The following is a 12,067-nucleotide window of genomic DNA, read 5'->3' as shown; positions in this document are numbered from 1 at the left end:
TGAAGTCACTGTAAGATCAGCCGACTTGAGAGGCGGATGCGACGGCCGGGGGGCCTGGGCATCGAGCAGCGGTGTGCGTCCCGCCTCACGTTTCGGGGAGGGTCTCCTTGGCTCGGCATGCCTGCATACGCCTGCGCGTGCTCGCCGCCTCCGCCGTACTGGCGGCCGGACTGGCGCCGCTGCTGCCGTCCACCGCGGTTGCGGAGGTGCCGCAGGAGACGGTGGTGCCGGCGGCGATGCCCGGCACGTACATCGCGGCAGTCCTTCAGAACACGTCGTCGTACAGCGGTCGGGACGGCGCGGGGGCACAGGGCGTCTTCCACACGCTGGAAGGCGCTGGGCCGGTCTGGACGCGGTACTCGGACGGGAAGTCGGTGCCCGTGCCGCAGCGGACGGGGGACTTCTTCCGGCAGGGGACCGGCAGCGACGTCCTGGCGTTCTCGTTCTACGGTGAGGGCCGCGTCGAACTCTGGAACGCGGTCGACGGGACCTCCCGCACCATCAAGGTGCCGTCGGGCCTGTCACTGCTCAGCTCGTACGGTGACCTGTCGATCGGTTGGCGCTCTGTGCCGGACGAGAACGGGACCGCCCGGCGGGAGATGCACCTGCTGGTTCCGGAGGCCGACGGCAGCACCCGCGATGTGCCGGTCACCGGGCTGCCCGCGGGAATGAACCTCGGGGCGGTGGTGGGCGCCGACGCGGGCGGGTTGCTCTTCCAGGCCTCGCAGGACGGGCAGAACCTGTCGGTGATGGTCGACCGGAGAACGGGGCAGGTGCTGAGCTGGACGCCGCCGCGTTCCAAGGCCTACCTCAAGGCGCAGGTCACCGGCGACCACGTGGTGCTGTTCAACCTCAACGACGCGACCGTCCTTGTGTTCCCGCGCTCCGACCTGTCCGCCACCCCGGTCGAACTCACGCTGGACGGCGGCGGCAGCGTGAACCCCGCCGAGGACCTCGCCGTCGTCGGTGACTGGCTGATCCACCGGCCCAGCAACGGCACGACCGTCAGAGCCAAGCCCCTCTCCGGGGGGCCGGAGGTGACCCTGCTCACCTCGTCGAACCCCGGCGCGTCCGCTGTCTCCGACGGCACCGCGGTCGTCGTCGGCCGCACCGGCGCCGACGACTGGGGCATCCAGCGCATCGCCCCCGGCGCCGACGGCAGGCCGACGGTCACCATGATCAAGACGCTGTCGAAACCGCCGTACAAGATCCAGGGTCTTGCGCTGGACCAGGGCCGGCTCTCGGTGGCCGATACCAGCAACGGGCACCGCGACACGTGGGTGCGGACCGTCGCAGCGACCGGGACGCCGACGTTCGGGCAGCGCTCGTCGCACGACGGGCTCGGCACGGTGCCGGCATCTTGTCCGGTGACGGATGCCGGGTGCTCGCAGCTGTTCGGCACGGTGGACGGGTCGGTCGTGTGGCTGGAGCGGGGCTCGGGCCAGTACGACCGGATCAGGGCCAGCGGGCCCGGAAGCCACTGGGAGGAGAGCGTGCCTGCCGGTGGCCGGATCACCGGTGTCTCCGGCGAGTACCTGCTCTACACGACGCCCACCGAGCAACTCGTCTACAGGATGAGCTACACCCTTGACTCCGTCCTCACCCGCACCTCCAATCCCGCAGCCCTCTCCGGCGATGTCCTGTGGACCGCGGACGCGACCCCCGGCACCGTCGCCGCGTACGACCTGACGCAGAAGAAGACCACCGAGAGCCTCACCACCGACGCCGGCTGCTCGCCCACCGAACTTCAGGCGCTGGACCGCTGGCTGTACTGGAACTGCGGTGACAGGGCGGGCGTGTACGACCGTACGGCCAAGAAGTCCGTGCCCGTCCCGGCCGGCGAGGCCAAGCTCGGTGACGGATACGTCGTCACACACGACAAGGCGGCCGGAAAGCTGACGCTCACCGCGGTCGCGGACGGCACACCCGCGAGCCGGGTCATCGGGGACCTGCCCGACACCGGTGTCTCGCAGCGGGATGTGCGCTGGACGGTGGACGAGTCCGGTGCGAACGCGGCCTATGTGGACGCCAAGGAGCAGGTGCACCTGGTGCCGTCCGGGGTGGCCGAGCAGCCGTTGCGGCTGCTGGGCCCGGTGTTCCGCGCTACGGAGCTGGAGGCACGCCAGACCGATCCGGCTGTGTACCCGGTCACCCGGGTACTGCTGTCGAAGCCGGCTGCGAGTTGGACACTGACGGTTCGGGACAAGGCGACCGGCAGGGTCGTCGACACCACGACCGGTGGCCCCGCGCGCGGCAAGCTGACGGTCGGCTGGGACGGCGTGGGCACGAAGCTGCTCCCCAGTGGTCCGTACGACTGGACGTTGTCGATCACCCCGGCGGACGGCGTGGGCGCTCCGCTCTCGCTCCAGGGCACGATCCGGCTGCTGCACGGCCGCGCGGTGCACCGCGACTACGTCGGCGGCTCGGACGGCACTGGTGATTTGCTCACCCTCAAGTCCTCGGGCGAGCTGACCTTCCACCGGGGCACGGGGGACGGGAAGTTCCAGACGGCGGCGATCGGCGTCCGCTGGTCCGCGGCCCTCAAGGCGGTGCCCGTCGGGGACCTGAACGGCGACAACTGCAACGACGTCCTGATACGGCTGAGCAGCTCCCTGCGCCTGTACAAGCCGGGTTGCGGCAACGCCGTGCAGACGACGACGCCGTACACGACGCTCGGCACCGGATGGAACCAGTACGACGTCCTGACCGCCCCCGGCGACCTCACCAAGGACGGCCGCCCCGACCTGATCGCCCGCAACACATCCACCGGCGCCGTCTACGTCTACAAGGGCACCAGCACCGGCAAGCTCTCCGCCCGCGTGAAGCTCTACGACAACTGGAAGACGTACAAGAAGGTCGTCGGTGCCGGGGACCTGAACGGCGACGGTGTCGGCGATCTGATCGCGCAGGACAAGACGAACGCGCTGTACCGCTACTACGGCACCGGCAATGGCGGGTTCGGCGCCCGCGTGAAGCTGTCGGCGAGTTGGGGCGTCTCCTACAACGCGGTTGTCGGCACCGGGGACATCACGGGCGACGGCAAGGCCGACCTCGTCGCACGTGACACGGCCGGCAACCTCTACCGTCTCAACGGCACCGGCAAGGGCACGTTCGGGACCCGCGCCAAGATCGGCAGCGGCTGGCAGTACTACAAGGGCCTTTTCTAGCCAAGTTGTGATGCATGTCATGCCCCCGGCGAGGGAATCGCTGGGGGCATGACAGATGACGCCAAAGCGAGTGGGCTGTCTGACGAAGAGCGATTGGCCCAGCTCGGTTACACACAGGTCCTTGCCCGCCGCATGTCGGCGTTCTCCAACTACGCGGTCTCCTTCACGATCATCTCGGTTCTGTCGGGATGTCTGACGCTGTATCTGTTCGGCATGAACACCGGCGGTCCCGCCGTGATCACCTGGGGTTGGGTCGCGGTCGGACTGATGACGCTGTTCGTGGGCCTGTCGATGGCCGAGATCTGCTCGGCGTACCCGACGTCGGCGGGCCTGTACTTCTGGGCGCACCGTCTCGCGCCACCCCGGAGCGCGGCCGCCTGGGCCTGGTTCACGGGCTGGTTCAACGTGCTGGGCCAGGTCGCGGTGACCGCGGGCATCGACTTCGGCGCCGCGTCCTTCCTGGGCGCGTACCTGAACCTCCAGTTCGACTTCGAGGTGACCCCGGGCCGCACGATCCTGCTCTTCGCCGGGATCCTCGTCCTGCACGGGCTGTTGAACACCTTCGGCGTACGCATCGTCGCGCTGCTGAACAGCGTCAGCGTGTGGTGGCACGTGCTGGGCGTGGCCCTGATCGTCGGCGCGCTGACCTTCACCCCCGACCAACACCAGTCCGCGTCCTTCGTGTTCGGCGAGTTCGTGAACAACACGGGCTGGGGCAGCGGGGTGTACGTCGTCGCGATCGGCCTGCTGATGGCCCAGTACACCTTCACCGGCTACGACGCCTCCGCCCATATGACCGAGGAGACCCACGACGCGTCGACGGCGGGCCCGAAGGGGATCGTCCAGTCCATCTGGACGTCATGGATAGCGGGCTTCGTCCTCCTCCTGGGCTTCACCTTCGCGATCCAGTCGTACGAGGGGGCGCTGACGTCTCCCACCGGCGCACCGCCGGCACAGATCCTGCTCGACGCGCTGGGCGCCACGTCGGGCAAGCTGCTGCTCCTGGTCGTGATCGGCGCGCAGCTGTTCTGCGGGATGGCGTCGGTGACGGCCAACAGCCGGATGATCTACGCGTTCTCCAGGGACGGCGCGCTGCCCTTCTCCCACCTCTGGCACACGGTGAACCCGCGCACCCGCACCCCGGTGGCGGCGGTCTGGCTGGCGGCACTGGGCGCGCTGGTGCTCGGGCTGCCGTATCTGATCAATGTCACCGCCTACGCGGCGGTGACGTCGATCGCCGTGATCGGTCTGTACATCGCGTACGTCATCCCGACGCTGCTGCGGCTGCGGAAGGGCGAGGACTTCGAGCGCGGACCGTGGCACCTGGGGCGCTGGTCGCGACCGATCGGCGTGGTGGCGGTGACCTGGGTCGTCGTGATCACGATCCTCTTCATGCTGCCGCAGGTCTCCCCCGTCACCTCAGAGACCTTCAACTACGCCCCGGTCGCCGTCCTGGTCGTCGTCGGCTTCGCCGCGACCTGGTGGCTGGCCTCGGCCCGGCACTGGTTCCTCAACCCCGACCACGAACGGACGATCGCCCGCGAGGCCGCCCGCGCGCAGGCGCCCGAACCGGTAGATCCGTAACACGCCCGGACACTCCTGGCCCGCCGCACCGGTGACGGCACGGCCGGGTCCCCGATACCCGATCGGAGACCCGGCCGGGTCCGGCTATGCTCGGGGAGGCAACATCGCCTGGGCCCTTAGCTCAATTGGCAGAGCAGTGGACTTTTAATCCATTGGTTGTGGGTTCGAGTCCCACAGGGCCTACGGATGCGGGTGACGGGGTTACCCCCTCTGACCTGCTGCGCAGCGTCTGATTCGGCTTCGGTCGGGTTGGGCGCTGCTGCTTTTTCGGGGCCGTGCGTGAGCGATGCGTGGGTGGATGGGCAAGCCGGTGTCGAAGCGGCGCTTCAGGGAGACGAGGCGGTCGTAGTCCTGGCAGCGGTAGGCGGTACGTACCTGGCGGGCCGTGGTGTCGTGGTCCGTGAGGAAGTTGGGCGGGATCACCTGGCCGGTCAGCGAGGAGCCGAGGTCGTCGAAGACGCGCTGCCGGCCCTCTTCGAGCGTGGCGTCCAGGGCAGGGTCCGGCGCGATGTCCGCCACGAAGAGGGTGAACTCGGCGTCGCGCGGACCGACCGCGTTCGGGCGCCCGGGGGCACGGGCGAGCGCACCGCCGAGGTGGCGGATCTCCACGACCAGCGGCGGCCGTTCGGCGCCAGGACCGGCGGCCGCGAGCAGGCGGCGCAGTGTCGTGTCGTTCAGTTCGCGCAGTGCGCCGGAGCGCTCCCGGGTGCGGATGGGGCCCGCCGGGTCGGCGTAGATCTTCGCGACATCCGTGTACGGCATCTCCGCGACGGCGTCCGCCATCGGGCCCAGCGCCCGCAGCGGGCTCAGCAGCCGCTCGCCCTCGGCCGCGTCACCGGTGAAGGCGACGCGCAGGGTGGTCAGGATCCTGCCGTGCAGCGCCTCGGGGAAGGCCGGGCTCGGGGGGACGTTCATGATGGCCAGGGAGGTCGTCATCTCTTCGGTGAGGTCGCGGGTGAACTCCCGGTAGGCGGCCAGGAGTTCGGGCAGTCCACCGAGGAACTGCATGTTCCCGCCGTACAGCCGGGTGACGGGGAAGAGCGCCGTCTCCATCTCGGTGATCACACCGAAGTTCGACTTGCCTCCGGCGCCGCCGCAGGCTCACCCGTACCGGAACTCCGACCTGTTCTGGGCGGCACCGGCAGGCCGCCGCCGCTGGTGTAGCCGGTGACGCTGATGTCGGGCGCCGAACCGTTGGCGGGTGCGAGGCCGTGCGCGGCCGCTTCGGTGATCAGCTCGGAGGAGACGACACCGGGACCCACGACCGCGCTGCGCCGTGCCGTGCTGACGCAAGTGTCCTTCATGAGACGGGTGTTGATGAGCAGTCCGCCGTCCGCCGAGCGGGAGATGCCGTGGCCGGTGGCCTGGACGGCGACCGCCGCGCGGTGGCGGGCGGCGACGCGCCCCGCACTTGACCTTGACGCGACGTCACGGTTTCCACTGGGCTCATGCAAATCGGCGAAGTCGCAGCGGTGGTGGGGGTGACCCCGCGGGCTGTGCGGCACTACCACCGACTCGGGCTGCTGCCCGAGCCCCTACGGCGCAGCAACGGGTATCGCGAGTACGGCGTCCGGGACGCCGTCCTGCTCGCCCGGATCCGGCAGCTGACCGAACTCGGGGGCGGGCTCGACGAGATACGGCACGTCCTCGCGGGCACCGAAGGTCATGACCTGAGTGAGGTCCTGGAAGAGCTGGACACCGACCTGGCCCGGCAGGAAGCCGTGACTCGGCAGCGTCGAACGCGCCTGGCCGCGCTGCTGATCGAGACACGGACCGGATCTCTGCCCCCCCGAGGGACCCGTGTCACCTGCACTCACCGGCCTGCTGGCCGCCCTCGGGGACGACGTGGACGGCTCACCGATGGCCGTGAAGGACCGTGAGCACCTGGTCTTCCTCGACACCGTGGCACCCCACGAAAGCCGGGGGTCACTGATGGCGGCGCTGCAAGCAATGCAGCAGCACGCCGGAGCGGTCTACGGCCTACTGGACGGCCTCGTCGGCCTGGAGCCGGAGGACCCGCAGGTCTCCCGGGCCGCCACGGCGCTGGCGGCCCTTCTGCCCGATGGCCTGGCGTCGCATGTCCCCGGCACAGGCGCCCATGGCCTGACCGACGTCCTCTACGAGGACCTGGACCCGGCCCAGGCCGCGGCCGTGCGCTCCGCCCTCGAACTCGTCAAGCAACGACAGGAAGCACGGGTATGACCATGACTCCCCCAGCTGACCAGCCGCAACGCGCCGCACCCGCGCGCCCGTCCGCACCCACACGCCCGTCCCCACCCGCCCTGCGGTTCCTCGCACACGAGGGCCGGATCATGGAAAGCCTGATCCGGTGGATCACCCGCCGGCCACACGGCATCGACGGGGCCGACGGGGTTTTCACCCACGGCCGGGACCAGGCCGCCTTGATGTACGGCCTCACGTTCGCCTGTGTGGTCGAGACCGTCGCCCTGACCTATCTACTCGCGAGCTGGCCCGTGATCCACACCATCATGCTGGTCGTGGACGTCTACACCGTCCTGTTCGTCCTCGGCCTGCACGCCGCCTCCCGTACCCGGCCGCACACCCTCACCGGCCGCACCCTGCGCATCCGACAGGCCGCCAACGTCGACATCCACCTCCCCCTCGACCAGATCGCCTCCATCCGCCGCGAGTCACGCTTCACCCACGAGAAGAAGGACGGCGAGCTGAACCTCCCCATCGGCTCACAGACGTCCATCACCCTGCACCTCACCGAACCGTTCGACGCACCGACCTTCCTCGGCACACCCCGCCTCGTCACCGTGATCAGGCTCCACGCAGACGACCCGAAGACCCTCCACGACGCCATCACACGAGCGCGAACCACACACGAGCCCACCCCGGAAACGGCCCCGTAGCCCTAAGCGTGGCTCTCGGGATTCGGCCGTAGCTACCTTCGAGCTTCGACATACCGAGGAAGGGATCACACCGTGCCGCACGTGCTGAACCTCTGGCGTCAACAGCTGGGCAAAGTACCCGAGTCGGTCTGGCAGGACGCCGAACTTCAGGTGTTGATCCTCGCGGACAACGGGCTCACCGACCTCCCGCCCGGGATCGGACGGCTGCACCGGCTGACCACCCTGGACCTGGGCCACAACCACCTCACCTCGGTGCCCGCCGACCTGGGCGACCTGGCCGACCTCAGCGGCTGCCTCTATCTGCACGACAACAAGCTGTCGGAGATTCCCGACTCACTGGGAAGCCTGACGCGGCTGCGCTACCTCAACGTCGGTGAGAACACCCTCACCGCCCTGCCCGAGACCATCGGCCGTATGACCGGTTTGATCGAACTCCGGGCACAGCACAACCGGCTGACCACACTGCCCGACAGCATCGGAGACCTCCGCAGCCTGCGCGAGCTGTGGCTGCGGGGCAACGTGGTCGAAAGCCTGCCGCCTTCCATGGCTGCCCTCCGCGAACTGCGTCACCTGGACCTGCGGGAGAACGCACTCGCCGAACTCCCGGAAGCGCTGGCCGGCCTTCCCCGACTGCGTCAGCTCGACGTGCGGAGCAACCGCCTCACGCGGCTGCCGGACTGGGTCGTCGGCATGCCCTCGCTGGAGAAGCTGGACCTGCGCTGGAACTCCTGCGAGCCTTCCCCGTCGCTGCTGAACGAACTGGAGCAGCGAGGGTGCGTCGTCCTCTCGTAGACCACAAGCTGCCGCTCAGCAGCCCGCCGTGCGTGAGCGTTGCGTGGGCAGACGGAGCCGTACGCCAGGGGGTATGCCCTCTGACCTGCTACGCAGCGTCCGGGCCGGCTTCGGTCGGCACGGGCGCTGACTTGTTTTCGGGGGTCTGCGTGAGCGGGTGTGCCTGCGGGCTGGGCCGGACACCCCCGCGAGGTGCCCGCCCGAAAGCCGTGCGGTACGCGCGGCGGAAGTGGCTGGGGTCGGCGAAGCCCCAGCGGGCGGCGGCCTCGGCGACCGTGTACGGGCTGTCGGGCCGGTCGAGTTCGCGGCGGGCGGCTCGGAGGCGGCTTTGGCGGACGTAGGCCATGACGGACTCATCGTCGGCGAAGGCGCGGTGGAGGGTGCGGACGGAGACGTTCAGGGCTTGGGCGATGGTCGCCGGACTCAGGTCCGGGTCCCGCAGGCGGCTGTCCACGTAGGCCGTCGCCGCGGCGTGCAGGGCGTGCGGCGGGGCGGGCGGGGGCGGGCAATGGGTGTTGATGAGGGCTGTGAGCAGCATCGCCAGGGCGGCGGACGCCGCTCGGGTGCCCGTCGGGCCGAGTTGGTCCGAGAGGGTCCAGGCGGTGTCGAGGTGGGCGAGCAGCAGGCGGGATTCCGGGGCCGTGGCGGAGACGGTGGTCAGGGCCGGCAGGGGTGTTCGGCCGAGGTGATCGATGAGCGCGGCCCGCGGCAGGACGAGCACGCGTGTCCTGGTCGGCTCGGTGTAGGCGAACTGCCAGGGGACCCGGAGGTCGCGGATGCACAGGACGCCTGGTGCGACGCCGACTCGTCGGCCGGCGTCCTCGACGGTCAGGCCACCGCTCTCGATGATGTGCACGGCGACCAGGTCGCCGCGGCCGAGGCCGGAGACCCCTGCCACGGGGTCGCTGTACTGGCGGCTGACGGCGACGTCGCCGATCAGGCGGTGATCGACCCGGGTGCGGTAGACACCGTCGGGCCGGTCGGTGGGCAGACGCAGGTTCCGCACATGGCCGATGTGGCCGAGCCGGCGGCCCCACTCCTCGCGCAGGAGGTCCTGCCGGTGGGGCAGATGCAGCGGCACGGCTATGGACGCGCGATGCCGCCACTCTCGTACGTCGTCCTGCACTCCCATGCGTGGCACGCGAATCCCCCCTTCGTGGCACCGGCGTTCCTTACGGATGCCGTGACGTGCTCCATACGCTGCTCCCAACGCGTCGAGCGTGCACCCTGGCCGCCCGCACCCATCGCTGTGGAGCTCTGCTGTGAACTTGTCCCCCAACCTCCGCCCCCAGGTCGACGACCGCGAAAGCCGAGGCGAGCTGGTGGCGGCCGCCAGGAAGCTGGTGCCCATTCTCGCCGGGCAGGCCGATGAGGGCGAACGGCTGCGTCGTGTGTCGGACGACGCGGCGCGGGCCCTGCGCGAGGCCGGCATGTTCCGCCTCGGCACACCGCGCGCGTTCGCCGGCCACGGGGCCTCGGTGCGCACCAACATGGAGGTCACGGCGGAGCTGGCGTGCGGCGACGGTTCCGCCGCCTGGATCGCGATGGTCTACACGGGGGGCAGTCTTGTCGCCTCGATGATGGACGGCCGGGCACGCGACGACGTCTGGGGCCGGGACAGTGACGCGGCCGTCGCCGCGTCGCTGACCCCGTCGGGGAGCAGCACCGCCACCGACGACGGTGGACTCGTCATCTCGGGCCGGTGGGCCTGGGCCTCGGGCATCGACCACGCGCAGTGGGTGGTGCTCGCCATCGCCCCGCAGGCCGCGGACACGCCTCCGATGATCGCCCTGGTGCCGGTCCAGGAGCTGACGGTGGAGGACACCTGGCACGTGGCGGGTATGGCCGGCACCGGCAGCAACACCGTCGTCGCCGATCAGGTGAGCGTCCCGGCCCATCGGATCCTCAACATGGGCGCCGTCCTGGCCGGCGCCTACGCCACCCGTCACGAGGGCGAGCCCCACATCGCCGTCGCGCCGGCGTCGATGCTGGCCCTGACCGTGGTCGCCCCCATGATCGGCATGGCCCGGGCCGCCCTGGAGCTCACGCTCGACATCGCCGGCCGCAAGCCCATGTCCTTGACGTTCTACGAGCGCCTGGCGCAGTCGCCGAGCGTGCAGCTCGCCGTCGCCGATGCCGCGTCCCTCATCGACACGGCCCAACTGCACGCCTTCCGTGCTGCGGACGACCTCGACAACGCCGCCGCCGAGGCACGGCAGCTCACCCTGGCCGAGCGGGCCCGGGTCCGCATGGACACCGCCGTCGCCGCCATCCGCACCCGCGAGGCCGTGGACCGTCTCGTCTCCGTGGCCGGGGCGAGCGCCTTCGCCTCGGCCAACCCCCTCCAGCGGATCTGGCGCGACCTCGGCACGGCTTCCCGGCACGGCGTCGTCAACCCCGACCTGGGCCGCGAGATCTACGGCCGCAGCCTGCTGGGCTTCACCGACCAGCCGACCTTCATCATCTGACCCCGGCCGACGAACGAGTGGGCGCGGGGCGGCAGTTCGACACCGTCGGAACCGTCGGACACGCCCTCGACCACATCCACCGGGCCCCAGGAGGAGCGACATGCCTACCCGACCGGTAGACCAGCCCGACGCCGGGAAAGTGGTCGACAGCATGGAGCGTATGAGCGGAGGGCCCTGTCCGGGATACCGCCGCTCCAGCGCGAGGGGCACCTGCTTCGCCGGCACCTTCACCCCGACCGGGGAGGCGTCGGCGCTGACCACGGCAGCGCACCTTCAGCATCAGCAGGTCCCCGTCACCGTGCGGTTCTCCAACTCGGAGGGAAACCCGCACACCTCCGACGCCGCCCCGGTCACCCGTGGCATGGCGACCCGTTTCCATCTCCCGGACGGCACCGGGACCGATCTCCTCGGCATCACCGTGCCCTTGTTCGTGGCATCGACGCCCGAGGAATTCCTCGGACTGACCGAGGCGCTGCGGCCGGACCCGACCACCGGACACCCCGACCCGGCCGCCGTGCAGGCCTATGTCGCGGCGCACCCGCACCTCGCCCCGGCCGTGATGCAGCAGCCTCCCGTGCCGGTCAGCTATGGCAGCGTCGCCTATTGGGCCATCCACGCGTTCGTCTGGGAGGACGCGAGGGGCGGGCGTCAGCCCGTCCGCTACCGCTGGGAGCCGGTGTCGGGCCGTACGGCCCTGACCGCGGAGGAGGCGGCCACCCGTACCGCCGACTATCTGACCGGGGAGTTCCACGAGCGCCTGCGAAGCGGCCCGGTCGCGTTCACGCTCCAGGTTCAGCTGGGGGAGGACGGCGACCCCACGCACGATCCCACCGTCCCCTGGCCGGACACGCGAAAGGAGCTGACCGCCGGACGCCTGGAGCTGACAGCGCCCGTCCAGGACCCGGAACACTGGGACGGACAACGCTTCGACGCGACCCGCGTCACCCCCGGAATCGCACTCTCCGACGATCCCGTGCTCGCCTTCCGCGCCCATGCCTATGCCGAGTCCTTCGACCGGCGCAGTCGACGCCCCCGGGGCGGGCTGCGACTCGTCGCCGATTGACCTGTTCGACGTAGGAAGCACCCCAGGGCCTCAGGTCCCCCCGCGGTCCTCCGCCGCATCGAGAGCGTGCCCGATGGGTTCCGGCCCCGGTCCTGAAGCCACTGGGATGCTGTGATC

11 protein-coding genes and 1 tRNA gene are annotated in these 12,067 nt (G+C 70.2%); 9 read left to right on the top strand and 3 right to left on the bottom strand.

From position 1 onward, the window contains the following. The first annotated feature begins 107 nt into the window (after positions 1–107). The 3 genes from ACIHFB_RS42715 to ACIHFB_RS42705 all read left to right on the top strand — a co-directional run bounded on the left by ACIHFB_RS42715 (position 108) and on the right by ACIHFB_RS42705 (position 4,934). Entirely contained in the window at positions 108–3,167 is a 3,060-nt protein-coding gene (locus ACIHFB_RS42715; protein ID WP_400129695.1) for an FG-GAP repeat domain-containing protein, read from the top strand. Between the two features lie 48 nt (positions 3,168–3,215). Beyond that, positions 3,216–4,751, top strand: a complete 1,536-nt coding sequence (locus ACIHFB_RS42710) for an amino acid permease (protein ID WP_400129694.1) — start codon at positions 3,216–3,218, stop codon at positions 4,749–4,751. Positions 4,752–4,861: 110 nt separating this feature from the next. Then, positions 4,862–4,934: transfer RNA gene (locus tag ACIHFB_RS42705), tRNA-Lys, on the top strand. Between the two features lie 18 nt (positions 4,935–4,952). On the opposite strand, the gene ACIHFB_RS42700 is transcribed toward ACIHFB_RS42705, so the two are convergent. Both ACIHFB_RS42700 and ACIHFB_RS42695 read right to left on the bottom strand, forming a co-directional pair. Then, positions 4,953–5,804 carry a hypothetical protein gene (locus tag ACIHFB_RS42700; protein ID WP_400129693.1) on the bottom strand — a complete coding sequence of 284 codons (852 nt, stop codon included), beginning with the start codon at positions 5,802–5,804 and terminating at the stop codon, positions 4,953–4,955. Positions 5,805–5,812: 8 nt separating this feature from the next. Next, the gene (locus tag ACIHFB_RS42695; RefSeq protein ID WP_400129692.1) at positions 5,813–6,205 is read right to left on the bottom strand and encodes an FAD-binding protein; all 393 of its coding nucleotides are present in this window, start codon (positions 6,203–6,205) and stop codon (positions 5,813–5,815) included. Here ACIHFB_RS42695 and ACIHFB_RS42690 point away from each other — a divergent pair. The 4 genes from ACIHFB_RS42690 (at position 6,200) to ACIHFB_RS42675 (ending at position 8,419) form a co-directional block, all read left to right on the top strand. Then, positions 6,200–6,631 (top strand): MerR family transcriptional regulator, encoded by a 432-nt coding sequence (locus ACIHFB_RS42690; RefSeq protein ID WP_400129691.1) that lies wholly within the window; start codon positions 6,200–6,202, stop codon positions 6,629–6,631. The two genes, ACIHFB_RS42695 and ACIHFB_RS42690, sit on opposite strands and share 6 nt — an antisense overlap. Further along, complete coding sequence (locus ACIHFB_RS42685; protein ID WP_400129732.1) at positions 6,552–6,953, top strand: hypothetical protein; 402 nt, start codon at positions 6,552–6,554, stop codon at positions 6,951–6,953. The genes ACIHFB_RS42690 and ACIHFB_RS42685 overlap by 80 nt, the downstream gene beginning before the upstream one ends. A gap of 110 nt (positions 6,954–7,063) precedes the next feature. After that, positions 7,064–7,627 (top strand): hypothetical protein, encoded by a 564-nt coding sequence (locus ACIHFB_RS42680; RefSeq protein ID WP_400129690.1) that lies wholly within the window; start codon positions 7,064–7,066, stop codon positions 7,625–7,627. Positions 7,628–7,699: 72 nt separating this feature from the next. After that, a complete protein-coding gene (locus tag ACIHFB_RS42675) occupies positions 7,700–8,419 on the top strand; it encodes a leucine-rich repeat domain-containing protein (RefSeq protein ID WP_365288153.1) in 720 nt (239 codons plus the stop codon). 88 nt (positions 8,420–8,507) lie between these two features. Here ACIHFB_RS42675 and ACIHFB_RS42670 read toward each other — a convergent pair whose 3' ends face one another. Beyond that, entirely contained in the window at positions 8,508–9,551 is a 1,044-nt protein-coding gene (locus ACIHFB_RS42670) for an AraC family transcriptional regulator (RefSeq protein WP_365288173.1), read from the bottom strand. Positions 9,552–9,681: 130 nt separating this feature from the next. On the opposite strand from ACIHFB_RS42670, the gene ACIHFB_RS42665 reads away from it, so the two are divergent. Further along, a complete protein-coding gene (locus ACIHFB_RS42665; protein ID WP_365288151.1) occupies positions 9,682–10,887 on the top strand; it encodes an acyl-CoA dehydrogenase family protein in 1,206 nt (401 codons plus the stop codon). Positions 10,888–11,047: 160 nt separating this feature from the next. After that, on the top strand, positions 11,048–11,950 hold the full coding sequence (locus ACIHFB_RS42660) for a catalase family peroxidase (protein WP_365288149.1): 903 nt from the start codon (positions 11,048–11,050) through the stop codon (positions 11,948–11,950). Positions 11,951–12,067: the final 117 nt, after the last annotated feature.

Source organism: Streptomyces sp. NPDC051963 (genome assembly GCF_044593495.1).
In the GTDB taxonomy this organism is placed as follows: Bacteria; Actinomycetota; Actinomycetes; order Streptomycetales; family Streptomycetaceae; genus Streptomyces.
This window is presented reverse-complemented; position numbering and strand designations above follow the sequence as displayed.

Bases quoted from the DNA above. Each gene is read 5' to 3' on its own strand.
- ACIHFB_RS42690 (WP_400129691.1), top strand. From the start codon at position 6,200: ATGCAAATCGGCGAAGTCGCAGCGGTGGTGGGGGTGACCCCGCGGGCT.
- ACIHFB_RS42700 (WP_400129693.1), bottom strand. From the start codon at position 5,804: ATGGAGACGGCGCTCTTCCCCGTCACCCGGCTGTACGGCGGGAACATG.
- ACIHFB_RS42680 (WP_400129690.1), top strand. From the start codon at position 7,064: ATGGAAAGCCTGATCCGGTGGATCACCCGCCGGCCACACGGCATCGAC.
- ACIHFB_RS42710 (WP_400129694.1), top strand. From the start codon at position 3,216: ATGACAGATGACGCCAAAGCGAGTGGGCTGTCTGACGAAGAGCGATTG.
- ACIHFB_RS42660 (WP_365288149.1), top strand. From the start codon at position 11,048: ATGAGCGGAGGGCCCTGTCCGGGATACCGCCGCTCCAGCGCGAGGGGC.
- ACIHFB_RS42670 (WP_365288173.1), bottom strand. From the start codon at position 9,551: ATGGGAGTGCAGGACGACGTACGAGAGTGGCGGCATCGCGCGTCCATA.